18 protein-coding genes, 2 tRNA genes and 3 pseudogenes are annotated in these 19,338 nt (G+C 60.0%); 8 read left to right on the top strand and 15 right to left on the bottom strand.

Annotated features, from left to right (window positions below):
• Positions 1-16 precede the first annotated feature (16 nt).
• A complete protein-coding gene (locus HLUSI_RS0123795; RefSeq protein ID WP_029363958.1) occupies positions 17-1,165 on the bottom strand; it encodes an FAD-dependent oxidoreductase in 1,149 nt (382 codons plus the stop codon).
• A gap of 69 nt (positions 1,166-1,234) precedes the next feature.
• Here HLUSI_RS0123795 and HLUSI_RS0123800 point away from each other — a divergent pair, with 69 nt between their 5' ends.
• On the top strand, positions 1,235-1,693 hold the full coding sequence (locus HLUSI_RS0123800) for a MarR family winged helix-turn-helix transcriptional regulator (protein ID WP_029363959.1): 459 nt from the start codon (positions 1,235-1,237) through the stop codon (positions 1,691-1,693).
• Between the two features lie 8 nt (positions 1,694-1,701).
• Here HLUSI_RS0123800 and HLUSI_RS0123805 read toward each other — a convergent pair whose 3' ends face one another.
• The 7 genes from HLUSI_RS0123805 to HLUSI_RS0123835 all read right to left on the bottom strand — a co-directional run bounded on the left by HLUSI_RS0123805 (position 1,702) and on the right by HLUSI_RS0123835 (position 6,985).
• Positions 1,702-2,400, bottom strand: coding sequence for a class I SAM-dependent methyltransferase (locus HLUSI_RS0123805; RefSeq protein WP_016836323.1), 699 nt, complete (start codon positions 2,398-2,400; stop codon positions 1,702-1,704).
• Entirely contained in the window at positions 2,397-2,846 is a 450-nt protein-coding gene (locus tag HLUSI_RS0123810; RefSeq protein ID WP_040503846.1) for an Rrf2 family transcriptional regulator, read from the bottom strand. Before HLUSI_RS0123810 ends, HLUSI_RS0123805 begins: the two co-directional genes overlap by 4 nt.
• A gap of 64 nt (positions 2,847-2,910) precedes the next feature.
• Complete coding sequence (locus tag HLUSI_RS0123815; RefSeq protein WP_016836325.1) at positions 2,911-3,627, bottom strand: aspartate/glutamate racemase family protein; 717 nt, start codon at positions 3,625-3,627, stop codon at positions 2,911-2,913.
• 34 nt (positions 3,628-3,661) lie between these two features.
• Positions 3,662-4,168 carry a carboxymuconolactone decarboxylase family protein gene (locus HLUSI_RS30405; RefSeq protein WP_016836326.1) on the bottom strand — a complete coding sequence of 169 codons (507 nt, stop codon included), beginning with the start codon at positions 4,166-4,168 and terminating at the stop codon, positions 3,662-3,664.
• Between the two features lie 33 nt (positions 4,169-4,201).
• Positions 4,202-5,290, bottom strand: a complete 1,089-nt coding sequence (locus HLUSI_RS0123825) for an NAD(P)/FAD-dependent oxidoreductase (protein WP_016836327.1) — start codon at positions 5,288-5,290, stop codon at positions 4,202-4,204.
• A gap of 193 nt (positions 5,291-5,483) precedes the next feature.
• A complete protein-coding gene (locus HLUSI_RS0123830) occupies positions 5,484-5,831 on the bottom strand; it encodes a hypothetical protein (RefSeq protein ID WP_040503847.1) in 348 nt (115 codons plus the stop codon).
• Positions 5,832-6,085: 254 nt separating this feature from the next.
• Entirely contained in the window at positions 6,086-6,985 is a 900-nt protein-coding gene (locus tag HLUSI_RS0123835; protein WP_016836329.1) for a DUF72 domain-containing protein, read from the bottom strand.
• Between the two features lie 383 nt (positions 6,986-7,368).
• Between HLUSI_RS0123835 and mgrA the strand changes: the two genes are divergently transcribed.
• Positions 7,369-8,406 (top strand): L-glyceraldehyde 3-phosphate reductase, encoded by a 1,038-nt coding sequence (gene mgrA, locus HLUSI_RS0123845; protein WP_016836331.1) that lies wholly within the window; start codon positions 7,369-7,371, stop codon positions 8,404-8,406.
• Positions 8,407-8,496: 90 nt separating this feature from the next.
• Here mgrA and HLUSI_RS0123850 read toward each other — a convergent pair whose 3' ends face one another.
• Positions 8,497-9,354: an SDR family oxidoreductase gene (locus HLUSI_RS0123850; RefSeq protein ID WP_016836332.1), complete on the bottom strand. Its 858-nt coding sequence runs from the start codon at positions 9,352-9,354 to the stop codon at positions 8,497-8,499.
• A gap of 98 nt (positions 9,355-9,452) precedes the next feature.
• Here HLUSI_RS0123850 and HLUSI_RS0123855 point away from each other — a divergent pair, with 98 nt between their 5' ends.
• Positions 9,453-9,878, top strand: a complete 426-nt coding sequence (locus HLUSI_RS0123855) for a winged helix-turn-helix transcriptional regulator (protein ID WP_029363960.1) — start codon at positions 9,453-9,455, stop codon at positions 9,876-9,878.
• 101 nt (positions 9,879-9,979) lie between these two features.
• Here the strand turns inward: HLUSI_RS0123855 and HLUSI_RS0123860 are convergent.
• The 4 genes and pseudogenes from HLUSI_RS0123860 to HLUSI_RS0123875 form a co-directional block, all read right to left on the bottom strand.
• A tRNA-His gene (locus HLUSI_RS0123860) sits at positions 9,980-10,055 on the bottom strand.
• Positions 10,056-10,183: 128 nt separating this feature from the next.
• Positions 10,184-11,053 carry a glutamate racemase gene (murI, locus tag HLUSI_RS0123865; RefSeq protein ID WP_157137990.1) on the bottom strand — a complete coding sequence of 290 codons (870 nt, stop codon included), beginning with the start codon at positions 11,051-11,053 and terminating at the stop codon, positions 10,184-10,186.
• 40 nt (positions 11,054-11,093) lie between these two features.
• Positions 11,094-12,622 (bottom strand): annotated as a pseudogene (locus HLUSI_RS30410) (fumarate hydratase).
• Between the two features lie 45 nt (positions 12,623-12,667).
• Positions 12,668-13,288 (bottom strand): YqhA family protein, encoded by a 621-nt coding sequence (locus HLUSI_RS0123875; protein WP_016836335.1) that lies wholly within the window; start codon positions 13,286-13,288, stop codon positions 12,668-12,670.
• A 369-nt stretch (positions 13,289-13,657) separates the two neighbouring features.
• On the opposite strand from HLUSI_RS0123875, the pseudogene HLUSI_RS32055 reads away from it, so the two are divergent.
• From HLUSI_RS32055 to HLUSI_RS0123890, 4 genes and pseudogenes are all read left to right on the top strand, one after another.
• Positions 13,658-14,642: pseudogene (locus HLUSI_RS32055) on the top strand (AMP-binding protein); the annotation flags it as partial.
• A 159-nt stretch (positions 14,643-14,801) separates the two neighbouring features.
• Positions 14,802-15,797: pseudogene (locus HLUSI_RS32060) on the top strand (AMP-binding protein); the annotation flags it as partial.
• Between the two features lie 189 nt (positions 15,798-15,986).
• Positions 15,987-16,077, top strand: a tRNA-Ser gene (locus HLUSI_RS0123885).
• A gap of 118 nt (positions 16,078-16,195) precedes the next feature.
• A complete protein-coding gene (locus HLUSI_RS0123890; RefSeq protein WP_016836336.1) occupies positions 16,196-16,696 on the top strand; it encodes a cupin domain-containing protein in 501 nt (166 codons plus the stop codon).
• Positions 16,697-16,729: 33 nt separating this feature from the next.
• On the opposite strand, the gene HLUSI_RS0123895 is transcribed toward HLUSI_RS0123890, so the two are convergent.
• Positions 16,730-17,293 (bottom strand): HD-GYP domain-containing protein, encoded by a 564-nt coding sequence (locus HLUSI_RS0123895; RefSeq protein ID WP_157137991.1) that lies wholly within the window; start codon positions 17,291-17,293, stop codon positions 16,730-16,732.
• Positions 17,294-17,498: 205 nt separating this feature from the next.
• Positions 17,499-18,107 (bottom strand): HD-GYP domain-containing protein, encoded by a 609-nt coding sequence (locus tag HLUSI_RS0123900; protein ID WP_157137992.1) that lies wholly within the window; start codon positions 18,105-18,107, stop codon positions 17,499-17,501.
• A gap of 550 nt (positions 18,108-18,657) precedes the next feature.
• Between HLUSI_RS0123900 and HLUSI_RS0123905 the strand changes: the two genes are divergently transcribed.
• The coding region (locus HLUSI_RS0123905; RefSeq protein ID WP_016836338.1) for a hypothetical protein at positions 18,658-19,338 on the top strand (681 nt) is incomplete at its 3' end.

The raw sequence follows: 19,338 nt of genomic DNA on the forward strand, positions 1-19,338 counted from the left end.
GACGGAGGCCGAGGGCTCAGGGAGGCAACGGGGCATGATGGGCATCAAAATGTCCGACTCCAGACTGATGCGCGTCCGGACCGAACATCGCATCGAACGACGCAATGCACTGACTGGCGATGGCGCTGGATCTGTCGAGCATGACGCGCTCGGACGCTTGCACGGCCAGGCGCCAGTCAGCAGCATGAATCAGATTTTCCGCCAGTTCGGCGGCATCGAGCATCGCAAGGTTTACTCCGGTCCCCAGCGGCGGCATCACATGTGCCGCATCGCCGACCAGGGTCAAGCCGGATTGATGCTGCCAACGGCATTGCGCGGGCAGCGTCACGATGGGACGAATGGCGGCAATGTGGTCCGCGTCCCGCAATAACGACGTCAGCGACGGCGCCCACCCGGGAAAGCGCGCGAGCAGTTCATCCTTGCCGAGATTGGCGGGGGTCTTGTCGGGCCGGTCGCCGTCTTCCGCCCGTGTGCGGAAGGCGGCGTAGACGCGCAACCGCCCCTTGCCATTGCGCTGCCCGATGATGCCGGCCTGGTCGCGCAATGCGAACATCGTGCCATGGCCGACCAGCTCCGCCGCCGCGGGGTGCGCCTGGTCGACATCGTCAAACCACAGTTCGACGAAAGTGACGCCGGTGTAAGCCGGGAAGATATCCGTCAATACCGTCCGGACTTTGGACCATGCGCCATCCGCACCGATCACCAGATCGAACGGTCCGACGGAACCACTCTCCAGCTGCAGCGTCACGCGGCCGTCAGGCAACACGGTCAAGGCGCGAATCTGCGCCGCCCAATGAACGACATTGCCGCCCAACGGTTCGAGAAGAAGCTGACGAAGCACATCCCGGTCGATTTCCGGACGATCGCCCTCCCCCTCTGCCGGAGCGAATTCACGCATGACCGCGCCGCTCGCGCCGTCAATGATGCGCAACCCCTGGTCTTCATGGCGCGCTACCGCCATGAACTGCGCAAACAGCCCCGCTTTCTTCAGTGCAAGCTGACCGTCTTCAGGATGCAGATCCAACGACCCACCCTGGTCGCGCGAGGCGGCTGAGGCGTCGGACTCAAACACCTCGCATTGCCAGCCATGGCGATGAAAAACGTTAGCCGCAGTCAAACCCGCCGGGCCGGCGCCGATGATGGCGATGGAAGGCTGTTGTCGCATCTTCAAAGCTCCCGTATATTGATAGGAGCCTATTTATATTGTAAATAGGCCCCTATGTAAAGGTGTTTCATGAACAGACCGAAAGCCTGGCATCCGCATGAGATGCCTACCTTGCTGATCAATCGATTGTCCCGCGCATTGCTGAAACCGGTCGACGACCGGTTGCGGGAAGTCGGCATCAGCACCTCCCAGCTACCTGTGCTGGTGGCGCTCAAGGATGGCAGCAAACGCACGCAGAAGGAGTTGGCCGAGCTGGCAGGTGTGGAGCAGCCCAGCATGGCGCAATTGTTGGGACGCATGGAGCGCGACAACCTGATCGTGCGCGAAGCGTCTCCGACCGACCGACGCAGCAGCCTCGTTTCTCTTACTGAGCACGCACACCAGTTGCTCGAACCGGGACGTGTAGTGCTGAGGGAGATTGATCAGGATGTCTGCGTGGTCCTGAGCAGGGAAGAAAAGGAACTACTGGTCGGCTTGCTGCAACGCCTGATCAAAAACCTTGCCGCCGAAGGCAACACGTTGGCCTGACCACCGGCCTATGCCGCTCTGGCAAACCAGCCGTGAATCAACCCGCATTGATAAAATTGCACGGGCGTGTCGAATCCGCCGGATGCAATTATCCCGGCGACGATTTCCGGCGCCAGAATGGCAACATCGCGACGGTATGCCGCTCGCATCTGCTCCAGCTTTTCCTGACCAAGATCGGCGCCGGCCATGGTGCGCATCCAGACTTCCAGCAGCGCGCCGTAGTGCGGCGCATCCGTATCGGAAGTCAGATCCGAATTGATCAGGATGCCGTTCGAACATAGCCGCTGGCGGATGCCGCGGAAGAATCCGGCGCGCTCATCCTGTTGCAGAATGAAGTGCGACACCAGCAGCGAGGTGGCGGCGTCGAAGGGTTCGCCCTGCGGCAATGAATCCAGGTAGCCCTCGTGAAACGTACAGCGGGAAGCAATGCCCTGCTCCTGCGCCTTGCGACGAAAAACCTCGAGCATCGGTCCCGACGGTTCGACGGCGGTGAAGCGCCAGGCCGGAAATTTTTCCGCCAGGAAGACTATCTCCGCGCCGGTGCCGGCGCCCACGCAAAGAATGCGGGCATCCGCAGGCAACTCCGCCAGGACTGCGGTCGCCAGCAAATGCAGTGCATCGCGGAACGGCGCGAGCCTGGCCCACTGGCTGTCATAGGCCGAGGCCGCCTGCTGGTTGAAGGTGGCCTGGAGTTTTTCGTCGTTCATGGCTTGCCCGCTTTCTTTCGCTTCTTCTCGAATCGTTGATGGAAATCCGCGCTCAGCATTGCCAGGGTCACTTCGCCGAAACGCGACACCAGCAGTTCCTCGGCTTCTGCAAAGGTCTTGTTCAAGGCGGCGTTGACCGCCTGCTCCACCAGACAGGCCGGCGCTTCGTTCCTGCTGCCGATGGCCAGCAACGAGGGACTTCCGAGCGCGACATAGACGTCGCGCAAGGTGATTTGCGCCAGGTCGCAAGTCAGCGTCCAACCGCCGCCGTGGCCCTTTTCCGAGCTGACATAGCCTTGTTCCCGCAAGCCGGCCATGATGCGCCGGATCACCACCGGATTGGTGTCCATCGCCTTTGCCAGCGATTCTGAAGTCATGGGGGTCGGATGTTCGGCGAGGTGCAGCAGCACGTGCAGCACGCCGGATAATCGGCTGTCTTTTTTCATGTAACTTAATTTATTACATGAAATGACGAACGTCAATACTTTTCAGGGAAGATGGCTCGCCCTCTTACTCCGCCGGATAACGCCGTGGCCGCAGGCCTGCCTGGAACCAGTTCACCAGCGACACCGTGTCGTAGATCGGAATGCCGAAGGTCTGCTGGATATCGGCCGTGAACGGCGCGAGGTTGGTGCACTCGGACACGATCGCGCCGATGGAGGGATTCTCGCGCAGCATGCGCGCGACCAGGTCGAGCACTTCCTGGCGCAGCACTGCATACGGAACGCCGTCGTCGCCTTCTCGGATCGAGCGCACGAACTCGGAGTTCTGCGGCATGCCGTACACCGGCGTGTCGGCGGCGATGCCGACCGCTTCCAGGTATCTGCCGTTGAGCACGTCGCCGTTGTAGGTGAGGATGCCGACTTTCTTGTTGGATGGAATGATCCGCTGCACCATCGGCACTTGCAACAGGCTGCTGGTGGCAACCGGCACGCCGCAGAAGTCGACCAGTTCCTGCTGGTAGATCGACAGGAAGCCGCAGGTCGTGGTGATGCCGTCGACGCCGGCATCGACCAGTTCCTTCGCAGCCTTCTTGAACGGCTCCAGCAGGCTGACGTTGTGCAGGTCGGTCATCCTGGACGGCACGGCGTCTTCGACGATACGGTATTGCACCGGAAAATTCCAGGTGCCGGCATGGCCGATGTCGCCGAGGTAGCGGCGGAAATGCGTCTTCACCATCAGGATGCCGACGCTGACGCCGTAATAGGTTTTCTTGGGGACGCTCATGTGTTTTCTCCGTTTTTCTTTATTGCGCCGGGTCCTACAGGTAGTCGTCCATGTCGACTTCGAGCAGGCTGTTGAAGATGTTGGTCGCTACCATGGTGCCGCCGAAACCGATCAGGTTGACGATGGCGCTGTCGTCGTAGCGCTGCTTCAGGCGCGTCCAGATGGCGTCGTCGAGTTGCTTGGCGCGGCCGCCGATGCGGCTGCCGAGATCGATCAGCAACTGCTCGTCGTCGGTCGGGTTGAAGTCTTTCGGCGAGATCCCTTCAGCTGCCAGCGCCTTGCGGAAAAAGGTCGAGCACAGCAGGCAATCCGACGCTGACGAGATGGCGTGTGCATAGACGTTGAAGGCGCGCTTGCCGAGCAGCTTGATCAGCTCGGTCTTGATCAGGTAGGAGCCGTGATAAGCCTGGTGCGCCGCCAGCGAATGCAGGATCGTGCCCTTCATGTTGGTGACCTGGCCGGCACGCGCGATTTCGTCGTCATAGGATTGCTGGCGTTGCAGGTCGAGCGCATCGCGCTGCACGAGGTTGATTCTTGCCATGGAGTGTCCTTGTGGATGAGGCATCAGAAAAAGTCAGGAAAAGAAGCGTTGCGGCCGGAAGCTTGCCAGCTCGGGCCGCACGGTGTTGTTGAGGATTTCCTCGGCGACTGCTTCACCCAGGAAAGGCGCCAGCGTCACGCCGCTGTGCGTGACCACGCTGTAATATCCCTTGGTGCCGGGCGACGGTCCGACCGCAGGAAATTGGTCCGCCGGAATGGCACGCACGCCCACGCGTAAGGCTTCGGCATCGACGTGGCGCAGCAGCGGCAATACCTCGCGCGCTGCGGCGAGCAACCCGGTCACTTCCGGCGAACAGCGATCGAGTTCAGCGTCGGCCGTCACCTCAAGATCGTTGCGGCAGATCAGCAGGCGCCCGGCGCCGTCGGGACGGATATGCACGCGCGGCGAAAAGATCACGCGCTGCACGCCATGCGCCAGCGGCGGTGTGAACAGCATCAGGCCCGCCGACGGCGCCAGCGGAATGCGCAAGTCAAGCGGCAACGCCGACTGGTCGGCCCAGCGGCCGGTGGCGTTGACGACCACGTCGGCATCGTGCGTCGCGCCATCGGCGGTAGTGACGCCGGTTACTCGACTGCCTTGGCGACGAATTGCCGTCACCGCAAGATGTTGAAATACTTGTGCGCCAAGACGCTTCGCTTCGGTCAATAGCGCGTGGCTGTAGACGACCGGATCGACCCATCCGTCGTCGGGGAAAAAAGCCACCGGCGCATCGCCGACGGCGCCAAGGTTGATGTCCGGCTCCAGCGCATGCAGGGCGGCGTGATCGAGCCACTCGGCGGTGTAGCCCCACGATTGCAGCAGCGCCACCTTGGCGCGGTAGGCCTCGGGCGCGATGCTTTCCCATTCGACGGTGCCGCCGCCGTGCCACCACGGCGCGTCGCCGAAGCATTCGCGCAAGGCGGCATGCGCACGCATGCCGGCGACGTTGAGATCGTGATAGGCGCGCGGCGCCTTGTTGTGAGAATTGACCCACGCGAAACTGCTGCCGCTGGTGCCGCCGCCGATGCGGCCGGCGTCGATGACGGTGACGGGCGCACCTGCGCGCGCCAGATGATAAGCGACGGAAGCGCCGATCACGCCGGCGCCGATGACGATATGCATAGTTGGATTGGACGGTCGTCGGGAACTGCAATTGCCTGGACTATGCGCAATGTACCCGGTGGATTTCCCGATGATGAAAACAAGGTTTCCACTATAGCGCCAGCCCAGCCGGCGCCCAACAATCAATAGCGAGTTTGCAAATTACAAAACCGCATGTGCAACAAGCATTGCTTATTGCGTTATTTATGGATGGCTATTGCATTGCGGATTCGGAAGCATCAGGGTGCGACTTGGCACGGCGAGCCTTGCGGCGTTCGCCATGCTTCAGAACCGCGGCGCGTTCTTCGTTGGTGAGTTCAAGCATGTCGAGATACACGCGTTCGACCGCCTGCTCATACGACAGCGTAGTGTCGAGCGCCATCTTTTCGGTCAGCAGCGCGCTGGATTTTGTGAGGTTGCCGTCGCAGACGTCGCGGATGAAATTGAGCTTGCGCTGGAAGTCCGACACCGGCACTTCTTCACGCAGTTTGTGACCGTAGCGCAGCCAGAGGATGACCGCGCCGAACAAACCCGCGCCTGTACCGACCAAAAGGGATGTCATGTAATTCTCCAGCCGAGTAGTTAATCGTTGTTATGACTCGTCACGCAAAACACCCGCAACCATGAGCATTGCCGGAATTCATTTTTGCGATTTTTGCTTGGATTCCCCCCAAGACTTTTTGTCCGCCGCGATGTTGCGATGATTATTTTTTGCGTCGGACAGCCGACATTAAGCGACATTTTTGAGCGCTTCACAACAAATCTTTACAACATACCAAGGCATATTTCGACAGTGTTTCCGCAGTGAATTTTTTGTCAGTTTTCTGTCAGCGGAGCGAGCTCTTTTTCGAGTCCCAGGCGCGCAATCAGACGCCTCGCATCGAACGGTGCCTTGACCTTGATATCGTTATCGAAATAACAATAAATATCCCTGCTCTTACGCGCTTTCGGCTGGCTCGCGGAGGCGCATTGTGCGTCCTTCGGCTGCCCTCCTTTGCTCCAGGCCTCGATGCGCCGGGCCCAGCGCTCCAGCGCCGGCTTGGTGTAGCCGCTGGCGTACAATTCCTTGTCGCCGTGCAGGCGCAGGTACATGAAATCGGCGGTGACGTCTTCCAGATAAGGCCACTTGCCGGCGGTGTCGGCCACCACCAGCGCGACGTTATATTTGCGCAGCAGCGCGATGAAACCTTCGTCAATAAAACTCTCGTGGCGAATCTCCATGGCGTGGCGCATTGTGCGCTTCTTGTCGATCGCGAGCAGGCTGCGTTCCTTCATGCGCGGTTCACACTGCTGCGCCAGTTCCAGCGCTGCCTCCGTGTCGTGCGGCAGCAGGCTGAGGAAGTGCTCCACCAGTTCGGCATCGTAACGAAAACTCGGCGGGAATTGCCACAGGAACGGGCCCAGTTTTTCCTTGAGGTTGAACACGCCGGAGGCGAACACATTGGCAAGCGGCCCCTCGATATCGCGCAGGCGCTGGATGTGGGTGATGAAACGGTTTCCCTTGATGCTGAACATGAAGCCCGGCGGCGTCGCGTCATACCAGGCGGCGTAACTCTGCGGCCGCTGCAAGGCGTAGAAGGAGCCGTTGAGTTCGATCGACGGCAAGACGCGCGATGCGAATTGCAGTTCGTCGGCCTGCGCCAGGTCTTCAGGATAAAAGCCGCCGCGCCACGGCGCATAGCGCCAGCCGGAAATGCCGATACGGATCTTTGCCATGTCTGCCGCTCCACGATGAAAAGGAATGACCTGTCAGTGCAGACATGTGCGGGATTTCAGAGTTCACCCGATGCGCGTTTATGAGATATCGTCTGACGGCGGCAAACCGCACGTCGAGGATCAACGTTGCCGAGGTCTTCAAAGGCGAGATGGCGGATGACGAGACATTGCATGATGATCTTTCCGGAGATGAAGAATATGATGCTCGGGTGAGCATATGACACAAAGGTGTCCTGGGCACAGGACCAGAAGCACCGGCAGCGTCCAGCCCGAAGTGATGGTCATCGTCAGCAAGTCAGCAATCGCGAGCGCTGAGGCCGGCGCTGAAACGACCGAACGAAAAAACAAGCAAGCAAAACCCGATCAAACAAGGAGACACATCCATGACCTATCACGCATCCAATACCCGTTACGAAACCATGCAATACCGCCAGTGCGGCCGCAGCGGCCTCAAATTGCCGCTGCTGTCGCTGGGCATGTGGCACAACTTCGGCGACACCACGCCGCTGGCGACCCAGCGCGAAATGCTGCGCACCGCCTTCGATCTGGGCATCACGCATTTCGACCTGGCCAACAATTACGGGCCGCCGTACGGCAGTGCGGAAGCCAATTTCGGCCATCTCTTCAAACAGGATTTCCAGCCCTATCGCGATGAACTGATCATCTCGACCAAGGCTGGCTGGGACATGTGGCCCGGTCCCTACGGCCAGGGCGGCGGCTCGCGCAAATACGTGCTGGCCAGCCTGGACCAGAGCTTGAAGCGCATGAACCTGGACTACGTCGATATCTTCTACTCGCACCGCTTCGACCCCGAGACGCCGCTGGAAGAGACCATGGGCGCGCTGGCGACCGCCGTGCAACAAGGCAAGGCGCTGTATGTCGGGGTGTCATCGTATTCGCCCGAGAAAACCAGGGAAGCCGCCGAACTGCTCAAGCAATGGAAGGTGCCCTGCCTGATCCATCAGCCGTCGTACAACATGTTCAACCGCTGGATCGAGCAAGGTCTGCTCGATGAACTGGAACGCCAGGGCATGGGCTGCATTACCTTCACGGCGCTGGCGCAGGGCCTGCTGAGCGACAAGTACCTCAACGGCATTCCGGAAGATGCACGCATCAATCGCGCCGGCGGAGGCTCGCTCAAGAGCGATCACCTGAGCGAAGAAAACCTGCAGCGCGTGCGTGCGCTCAATGACATCGCCAAGGCGCGCGGCCAAACGCTGGCGCAGATGGCGCTGGCCTGGGTGCTGCGCGATCCGCGCGTGACGACCACACTGATCGGCGCCAGCAGCAGCAAGCAGATCCGCGAGAACGTCGCAGCGCTGGACAAGCTGAGCTTCAGCGCCGGCGAACTGGCCGCCATCGACAAGCAGGCGCAGGACGGTCACCTCAATTTGTGGGAAGTGTCGTCGCGCCACAAGTAATCTTCCGCACTGATTTTTGTGCAGGTAAAAAGAGTCCCTCGCTATTCCGCATGGCGAGGGGCCCTTTTCATTTCACGGCAAGAAAGTGAATCAGCCTTTGTTCAAGGCAGTCTCGACCGATGCCGACAGAGACGTGGTCGGACGGCCGATCAGCGCCGACAACTGCCGGCCATCGTCGAACAAGGCGCCCTTCGCTGCCGCCGCATCCGAGTCCGACAGCAGGACGGCGATCACTTCCGGCAAACCGAAGCCGAGCAGCGCAGTCTTGTAGTCGGCTTCCGGGATGTTGCGATATTCCACCGGTTTGCCCGACTGGCGCGCCGCTTCCGCCGCCAGCTCGCTCAGCGTGTAGGCGCCATCGCCGGCCAGCTCATACGTCTTGCCTGCATGACCGCTGCCGCTCAACACGGCCGCTGCTGCTTCGGCATAGTCGCTGCGCGCAGCCGAGGAGATGCGACCGTCGCCGGCGCTGCCGACGATGGCGCCGTTGGCCACTGCCGTGGGCAGGCCGGCGGTGTAGTTCTCGTGGTACCAGCCGTTGCGCAGGATGGTCGCCGGCACGCCGCTATCCTTGATAGCCTGTTCGGTTTGCTCGTGTTCGGCAGCCAGGCCGAGCGTGGAGCTGTCGGCGCGCAGCACGCTGGTGTAGGCCAGCAACTTGACGTTGGCGCGCTTGGCGGCGTCGATGACGGCGCGATGCTGCGCCAGGCGCGAACCGATTTCGCTGGAAGAAATCAGCAGGACTTTTTCTGCGCCCTGCAGCGCGGCGTCGAGGCTGGCCGCGTCGGTGTAGTCAGCGCGGCGCACTTGCACGCCGAGCGCGGCCAGGTCGGCGGCTTTTTCCGGGCTGCGCACGGCGGCGACGATATTGGCTGCGGGGACGGTTTTCAACAACGCTGCAATGACGAGACGGCCCAATTGGCCGGTGGCTCCGGTGACGACGATCATGACAATTTCCTGTGAGGTGAAGTGAAAGAAATTGCAGCTTATCGGATACACTAACTTTTAGTAAGTACGCACAAAAAGGTTAGTGTAAAATAGTCGCCATGAATACACGAGACCCCCTCACCGGCCACGTATCGCTGAAGGACCGCATGCAGCGCGGCGAGTTGTTTGCCGCCGATTGTCCGTCGCGCAGCGTATTGAAGCACCTCACCAGCCGCTGGGGCGTGCTGTTGCTGGTCGCCCTGCTAGGCGGCACGCATCGCTTCAGCGACCTGCGCCGCAAGGTCGGCGGCGTCAGCGAAAAGATGCTGGCGCAGACGCTGCAGGAACTGGAAGGCGACGGCCTGGTGATTCGCAAGTCGTATGACGTGGTGCCGCCGCACGTCGACTACACGCTGTCGCCGCTGGGGCAGGAAGCGGCGCAGCGCATCGAAACGCTGACCGACTGGATCGAGATGAGTTTGCCGCGCTTCATGGCGGCGAGGCAGGAAAAAGAAGAGGAAGCAACAAAACGAGCGGGAAAGTAAGGGATGAGAACTTAAGAATAAGAACCGTCCGGAAAATAAAAAAGGCCCAGCTGAATGCGGGCCTTGCTTATTTATTTTATTACTTTTGCTGCTGTTCAAACTGGGGTGGCTGACGGGGCTCGAACCCGCGACAACAGGAATCACAATCCTGGACTCTACCAACTGAGCTACAGCCACCACTGCATGACCAAGACCTGAATTACTGCCTTGAGTCAGTGAAGCAAAAGATTATACAAAACTGTACGGCTTCTGGCAAATGAAATAGTCACCGCCATGCAATTTGCCGGAATCCCCGGGCGGCGGTGCTAATTCGTCGCGATCTGGCGTACTTCTGCTTCCATCTTCAACAGATTCGTCAGGGCTGTCGACAAGGTGCTTACGCCGGCGGTGGTGTAAGCCAGCAGATTGCCGCCATCAGTGTGGCGCATCAGCGCCTTCGCCTCCAGCAAGCGGCTCAATTGCCGCGTCACCGCTTCGCCGGTATCGATGATGACCGGCGCGGCGCATCCGCCATGCCGTGCCGCCGACTCGATCAGCTCGCGCGCGAACGGATAATGCGTGCAGCCCAGCACCAGCGTATCGGCGCCCTGTGCAATCAGCGGCATGACATAGCGATCCACCAGCGCCGCAGTGGCCGGCGACTGCAACTCGCCCTTCTCGATCTGATCGACCAGGCCGACGCAGGCCTGCGAAATGAACTGCACCTTGCCGACCGTGGCGATCTGCTCGCGCAAGGCGATGAAGCGCGCGCTCGCCAAAGTGCTGCGCGTGGCCAGTACGCCGACCACGCCGCTCTTGCTGTGCAAGGCTGCCGGCTTGAGGCCGGGCTCGATGCCGACCACGATCAGTTCAGGCCACTGCACACGGATCGCCTGGATCGCCGCCGCGGTCGCGGTATTGCACGCCACCACCAAGGCCTTGATGCCCTGCCCGATCAGGAAGCCGGCAATCGCCAGCGAGCGCTCGACGATCTGCTGCTCGCCCTTGTCGCCGTAGGGCGCATAGCCTGAATCGGCAAAGTACAGCAGATGCTCCTGCGGCAAGGCCGCGCGCACGTGGCGCAGCACCGACAAGCCGCCGATGCCGGAATCGAAAATGCCGATGGGCGCGTCACAATGCGTGTGAAGGTCCATCGGCATCGGCATCGGTGTTGCTGGTGAAGCTGCAGCGGTCATCGGCGAGCGACTCCCGCTTGCGGCTTCGGGGCACGCATCATCATGCAGTCGTGACCGCAATCTTGCTCAGCGCAGTGTTGGTCGCGATCTTTTCCTTCCACTCGGCAGGGCCGGTGTTGTGCACCGAGATACCGTTGGAATCGACCGCCACCGTCACCGGCATGTCCTTGACGTCGAACTCGTAGATCGCTTCCATGCCCAGGTCGGCAAAACCCAGCACCTTGGCCGACTTGATCGCCTTCGACACCAGGTAGGCCGAACCGCCGACCGCCATCAGGTAGGCCGACTTGTGCTTCTTGATCGCCTCGATGGCGGTCGGGCCGCGTTCCGACTTGCCGATCATGGAGATCAGGCCGGTCTGCTCCAGCATCATGTCGGTGAACTTGTCCATGCGCGTTGCGGTAGTCGGACCGGCAGGACCAACCACTTCGTCGCGCACGGGATCGACCGGACCGACGTAATAGATCACGCGGTTGGTGAAGTCGACCGGCAGCTTCTCGCCCTTGGCCAGCATTTCCTGGATGCGCTTGTGCGCGGCATCGCGGCCGGTCAGCATCTTGCCGTTCAGCAGCAGGGTCTGGCCCGGCTTCCACGAGGCGACTTCTTCCTTGGTCAAGGTGTCGAGGTTGACGCTCTTCGACTTTTCGGTGTCCGGCACCCAGTGCACTTCAGGCCATTCGGACAGCGACGGCGGATCCATGTAGGCCGGGCCGGAACCGTCCAGCACGAAGTGGCCGTGGCGGGTTGCCGCGCAGTTCGGAATCATCGCGACCGGCTTGGACGCGGCGTGGGTCGGATACATCGCGATCTTGACGTCGAGCACGGTGGTCAGGCCGCCCAGGCCTTGTGCGCCGATACCGAGCGCGTTGACCTTGTCGCACAGTTCGATGCGCAGTTCTTCGGTCTTGTTTTGCGGACCGCGTTGCTTCAGTTCGTACATGTCGATGTCGTCCATCAGCACTTCCTTGGCCATCAGCATGGCCTTCTGCCGATGCCGAGCATGCCCGGCGGACACCAGCCGGCGCCCATGGTCGGCACGGTCTTGAGGACCCAGTCCACCAGCGAGTCGGAAGGGTTCAGCATGACGAACTTGGTCTTGTTCTCGGAACCGCCGCCCTTGGCGGCGATGCGCACGTCAACGGTGTTGCCCGGCACCAGTTCCATGTGGATCACGGCCGGGGTGTTGTCCTTGGTGTTCTTGCGGTCGAATTGCGGGTCGGCCACGATGGACGCGCGCAGCACGTTGTCCGGATGGCTGTAACCCTGGCGCACGCCTTCGTTGACGGCGTCGGCAATGGAGCCGCTGCCGAAACCTTCAAAACGCACGCCCATGCCGATCCTCAGGAATACGTTGACGATGCCGGTGTCCTGGCAGATCGGGCGCTTGCCTTCGGCGCACATGCGCGAGTTGGTCAGGATCTGGGCGATGGAATCCTTGGCGGCGGGGTTTTGCTCCAGCTCATAGGCGCGCGCCAGATGCTGGATGTAATCCACCGGATGGTAATAGCTGATGTATTGCAGCGCGGCGGCCACGGATTCGATGAGATCGTCTTGCTTGATGATGGTCATGGCTGGTTCTCTCGGGGTTGAATGAAAAATGCGGAAAGATTGCGGTCAGTGCGGTTCCGGCGGCTCCGATGGAATCGCCGGATGGCTCATGAGCCGGTCGCAATAGGCGATCGCCATGGCCGACAACAGGAAAGTGATATGAATGCCGGTCTGCGCCAGCAAGGTCTTGACGTCGTACAGGTTGGCGTTGATGAAGGTCTTGAGCAGATGGATCGACGAGATGCCGATGATCGCCGTCGCCAGCTTGACCTTCAGCACCGAGGCGTTCACGTGCGACAGCCACTCGGGCTGGTCGGGATGGCTTTCCAGGTTCATGCGCGAGACGAAGGTTTCGTAGCCGCCCACGATCACCATGATCAGCAGGTTCGAAATCATCACCACGTCGATCAGCGCCAGCACCACCAGCATGATGGTCTGCTCGTTGAGCTTGTCGGGACGCAGCGCGCCCTCGATGGCGACCGCGTCGAGGATGTGTTCCAGCGACGCCGCATTGCCCAGCGCGGCGCCGATCAGGTCGCTCAGCTCGACCCAGAAATGATAGACGTAGACGCACTGCGCCAGGATCAGGCCGAGGTACAAAGGCAGCTGCAGCCACCGGCTCATGAAAATCAGATTGGGCAGGATGCCGATCTTTTTACCGGAAGGCGTGGAGCGAGTGTCTTTCATTGGCGCGGATCTCAGAATAAAACAGTGATGTGAGCAGGCTGTCGGCCTTGCGTCACGGCGGCTTGCGTGCATCGCATGCGGATATCGGATGCATTCAGGCGAGCGAATTCAGGCCGCTATTTTACACTCCCTTGCTGCGTTGCTGGCTGCAGGCGCTCTGCTGAGGACGGCCGCAGATGCGATAATGCACTTAGGCAATACCGCTCTGCAAACTTCGCAGCGTCCTTGTGGTCAGACCCTTGGATACAGCGCAAGACCTTGCGCAGCGGCCTTCCCCGCCCCGATCAATTCAGAATGTGTAAGGACTGAGTAAGTGAACACGCCTATGTTTTGCAAAAAGCAAAAATCATTAATCGCAGGAGACTAATCGTGGCAGACATCGAAACCTTCAAGCAGGAAAACCGTGTATTCGCTCCACCGGCCGAGTTCGTCAAGAACGCCGCCGTGTCCGGCATGGACGCCTATAACGCCTTGTGCGCCGAAGCAGAGCGCGACTACGAAGGCTTCTGGGCCCGCCTCGCGCGTGAAAACCTGCAGTGGAACAAACCCTTCACCAAGACCCTGAACGAAGCCGACGCACCGTTCTACAAATGGTTTGAAGACGGCAAGATCAACGTCTCGTACAACTGCCTCGACGTCAACCTCGACAACGGCAACGCCGACAAGACCGCCGTCATCTTCGAATCCGACGACGCCAAGGTCACCCGCGTCACCTATCGCGAACTGCACAAGAAAGTCTGCCACTTCGCCAACGGCCTGAAGTCGCTCGGCGTCAAGAAAGGCGACCGCGTCGTCATCTACATGCCGATGTCGGTCGAAGGCGTCGCCGCCATGCAAGCCTGCGCCCGCATCGGCGCCACGCACTCGGTGGTGTTCGGCGGCTTCTCCGCCAAATCGCTGCAAGAGCGCGTGATCGACGCCGGCGCAGTCGCCGTCATCACCGCCGACTACCAGGTGCGCGGCGGCAAGCAATTGCCGCTTAAATCCATCGTCGACGAAGCACTCGCCATGGGCGGCTGCGACACCATCAGGAACGTGGTCGTCTACAAGCGCGCCGGCGCCGATCAACTGGGTCGAAGGTCGCGACCTGTGGCTGCACGATGTCGTCGCCAACCAGCCCGACGCCTGCGAACCTGAATGGGTCGACGCCGAACATCCGCTGTTCATCCTCTACACCTCCGGCTCCACCGGCAAACCGAAGGGCGTGCAACACGCGTCCGGCGGCTACCTGCTGTGGGCCGTGCTGACGATGAAGTGGACCTTCGACATCAAGCCCGACGACATCTACTGGTGCACCGCCGACATCGGCTGGATCACCGGCCACACCTACATCGCCTACGGCCCGCTGGCAGTCCCGCGACGCAGATCGTGTTCGAAGGCGTGCCGACCTATCCGAACGCCGGCCGTTTCTGGGACATGGTCCAGCGTCACAAGGCCACCATTTTCTACACCGCGCCGACCGCGATCCGCTCTCTGATCAAAGCCGCCGAAGCCGACGAAAAAATCCATCCCCGGCGCGACGCAGATCGTGTTCGAAGGCGTGCCGACCTATCCGAACGCCGGCCGTTTCTGGGACATGGTCCAGCGTCACAAGGCCACCATTTTCTACACCGCGCCGACCGCGATCCGCTCTCTGATCAAAGCCGCCGAAGCCGACGAAAAAATCCATCCCAAGCAATACGACCTGTCGTCGCTGCGCCTGCTGGGTTCGGTCGGCGAGCCGATCAATCCGGAAGCCTGGATGTGGTACTACAAAAACATCGGCCAGGAAAAATGCCCGATCGTCGACACTTTCTGGCAAACCGAAACCGGCGGCCACATGATCTCGCCGCTGCCGGGCGCAACCCCGCAAGTGCCGGGCTCCTGCACGCTGCCGCTGCCGGGCATCACCGCCGCCATCGTCGATGAAACCGGCAACGACCTGCCTAACGGCACCGGCGGCATCCTGGTCGTCAAGCGTCCATGGCCGTCGATGATCCGCACCATCTGGAACGATCCCGAGCGTTTCAAGAAGAGCTATTTCCCCGAAGAATTCGGCGGCAAGGTCTACCTCGCCGGCGACGGCGCGATCCGCAACAAGGACACCGGCTACTTCACCATCACCGGCCGCATCGACGACGTGCTGAACGTCTCCGGTCACCGCATGGGCACGATGGAAATCGAATCGGCACTGGTCGCCAACCCCATCGTGGCCGAAGCCGCCGTGGTCGGCAAACCGGACGAAACCACCGGCGAATCGATCTGCGCCTTCGTGGTCCTGAAGCGCCCTCGCCCGACCGGCGACGAAGCCAAGGCCATCGCCAAGGAACTGCGCGACTGGGTCGCCAAGGAAATCGGCCCGATCGCCAAGCCCAAGGAAATCCGTTTCGGCGACAACCTGCCCAAGACCCGCTCCGGCAAAATCATGCGCCGCCTGCTGCGCGTGCTGGCCAAGGGCGAAGACATCACGCAGGACATCTCGACCCTGGAAAACCCGGCTATCCTGGATCAGTTGAAGGAAGCGCAGTAACAAGCTTGGTCCAGCCGCCCAAGCCGCCGCAAGGCGCTTGCAGGTGAGCCGGCAGGGCAGGGCGTTGCAAGATGGACGCCGGCCCTGCCGGTTTTTTCATGGTCTTTTTGAAAAATTTGCAGAAAAGACTTGGTTTCGTTGAGAAGCTTGCTATAATGCATGGCTTCGCTGAACGCGAACCCGAATCCAGGAGAGGTGGATGAGTGGTTGAAGTCGCACGCCTGGAAAGCGTGTATAGGTTAATAGCCTATCGGGGGTTCGAATCCCCCTCTCTCCGCCAAAATACAAATGCCCGCTTATGCGGGCATTTTCATTTGTATTTCATTTCCAAAGTGAATCGCTTGCCAGCGATTCACGCATCAGGCAAATTCAGGCATGCAAACAGAGATGAGGTAAATATGAATGAACGTGCTTCCAAACCTGAAGAACTGATCGCTCGCCTTCGTCTCCAGCCGCATCCCGAGGGCGGTCACTTCAGGGAAACCTATCGTGGCGAAATGGAAGTCGCGCGAGCAAGCGACGGCCTCATCCGCTCGGCCTCAACGGCGATCTACTATTTGCTGGGTGCAGGAGAAAGATCTGCCTGGCACCGGATCAAGTCCGACGAGATGTGGCATTTCTATGACGGGTCGCCCTTGCACATCTATGTCCTCGAACAAGCCGGCGATCTGACTGTTCTCCACTTGGGGAATCCCGTCATCCATGACGGCGCAGGATTCCAGGCCCTGGTGCCTGCCGGCGCATGGTTCGCTGCAGAATGCGCAGATCCGCAAGGCCATTCCCTCGTCGGTTGCACAGTGGCGCCGGGTTTCGAATTCGAGGAATTCGAACTCGCCGACAAAGCGCTGCTCACGCGGACCTGGCCTCGGCATGCGCAGGTGATTGAACGCCTCGCTTAACGGTGCACCGCCAACGCCGTTGCCGGCGACCGTCTATTCAGCCGTCAAGGTAAACAACCGTTCGATGGCCGTATCGTACTGCGTGGACTGATTTGGAAGCGTGCGCAGAATGGCGTACTGTGGCAATACCGTCTCGCGCAGCAGCGGATCCCTGATTGGCAAGCCGTTCTTGTCTCGCACCACGGCCACCAAAGGCGCTGTCGGGGTGTTGCCGCGCCGGATAGTCACCGCCGTCTCGCCGCTTTTCAGCAGCACAAAACAGCCGGGTGGATAGATGCCGAATTCCTTGAGCAGCGCCGATGCAATCGGATGTCCGTCGCTGACCAGATAAACCGACTGGGCAGCCTGCCTCGGCGGCATTGATGCCCTGGTCTTGCGAGCGGAATACTTGGCCGTAAAGATATCGGCGAACCGGATCATTTGCGACAATTCGCTGAGTTCGCGTTTGGTCCCATAGGGGTAACCGCGCCCGTCCGGACTTTCGTGATGTTGCTCAACGGCCTGCAACCAGTCCTCATCGGTCACGCCGGCAAAACTGCTCAGGGGGCGTATTGCCAAATACGTTGAGCCGATCCGTAGCGACGCGACAATCACCATTGCGTTCAGGACAGCAATCCCTGAAGCCATTCTTCTTGTAATCACTGATCCTTCATCATGGCGGACTCGGTGACACGGCCGTGGAAGCACCGCCGACAACAAAGAGAGTGGATAGCTCCGAGTTCAAACAGAAAGCGTAGTCAACCAAGCGGCCAAGAAACCGACACTTACCTGGTGAGCGGTTGGCCAGAACGACTGATCGAAATCAGTCACATTTTTTTGGGGCGGGGAAATGCCCCCCCCCGCTCCGCGCAAGTTCGCCCTGCAAGGCGATGATGGAAAGATTCATCGTCAACGCCGCGTTAATCACGGTCGCCTTGTTCTTTTTCGACCAACCTAGCCGGGTGGCAAGGATGCTGCAAACGCAGGCAACGTGGATCGAATGGGTGATGCCGTATGAAGCGAAACGCTCCTGGTCGTGGCGGATGACCGAGTAGATCGTCTGGTCGGTATGTTCTTCCGATGCGATGGCGATCATCGATTCCACGTCGCTGATACCTCTCAGAAATTTACCATCGAGATAATTCGTGAGCAGTTCGGTCAATCTTCTTTCCACCGCATCCCACTGCTGGGCGAATGGCACCGCCGGCCGTTCGCTGGCGCCGAACAGCATTGGCGGCTGTTCCTTCCTGGCGTGAACCTCGTCCGCATCCACGAACACGCCTCGCCGCAACAGGTTGTGCTGCATCTCCATGGTCTCGACCAGATAGCCGCGCGCCAGCAACAACTTCCCTTCCACATCCCGGACATTCCAGGGCAGCGGCGCGCCACAGTTGATCTGCGCGGAGACTTCGCCAATCGGTATCAGGTTCATGATGAGCAAACGAAAGAGTTGTCTTGGAGGTGACTAGCCATGCTGAGCAACATACTAAGAGCGGCGCAAAAATATATCTGTCGGGAAACTTTGATTCCTTGAGGAAAATAACGATGCCGGACTGGCAAGGTTCGGCACATATCGGAGGCGATCAAAGGAGAAGCCCTACAAATGCCGGTAGAGTTAATTGTCTTGTAATGATTGTTTGATACTATTCACCCCGCTGTTTCCGCCTGCGATCAACAAAAATCCAAAACTGCTCAGGGGGCGTATTGCCAAATACGTTGAGCCGATCCGTAGCGACGCGACAATCACCATTGCGTTCAGGACAGCAATCCCTGAAGCCATTCTTCTTGTAATCACTGATCCTTCATCATGGCGGACTCGGTGACACGGCCGTGGAAGCACCGCCGACAACAAAGAGAGTGGATAGCTCCGAGTTCAAACAGAAAGCGTAGTCAACCAAGCGGCCAAGAAACCGACACTTACCTGGTGAGCGGTTGGCCAGAACGACTGATCGAAATCAGTCACATTTTTTTGGGGCGGGGAAATGGATCTGAAAACGTGGCGCGAACTGGCGCCGGAAAAGAAGAAATTCGTCATCGGAATCGCCGTCGCCGTAGCGGTGGTTTATCTGATTTGCATTCTGTTCAGCGTGAATGTTCTGCGCAACAACCGCGTGACGGCCGAGCTCAATCATCAGGCGCGCATGTCCAGCCTCGGCAAGGAACAAGGCGACTCCTCATCGGCGCTCGCCGCTGCCGCAAGCAATGTTCCTACCGTCTCGGTGGGCACCTATGTGGATGGGATTGATACGTTCTCGATCAAGGATTCGAGCTGGAGCGCGACCTTCTACGTCTGGTTCTGCTGGACCGGAGAAAAGTCCCTCGACCCGGGTGCCAAACTCGTCGTCGTCGACGGCAACATCATCAAGAAAGAAGTGCTGGAGGAATACCACAATGACGACGGCACGCATTACCAGAGGCTCCGGGTCTCCGCCAAATTCCTGAAGTTCTTCGACACCATGCGGGTGCCGCTCGAGGACCACATGCTCAACATCTATCTCGAAGACGGCGCGCGCGACAGCACCAAATTGCGTTACGTCGCCGACGCAAGCTCCAACGTCAGTTCGCGGGTGCAGATTTCCGGCTACAAGATCACCGGCAAATCCAACGTCGTCAAACCGCACGCCTACCGTTCATCCTATGGCGATCCACGCGTCGGTGCGGGC

The organism is Herbaspirillum lusitanum P6-12 (assembly GCF_000256565.1).
GTDB lineage: Bacteria > Pseudomonadota > Gammaproteobacteria > Burkholderiales > Burkholderiaceae_D > Herbaspirillum > Herbaspirillum lusitanum.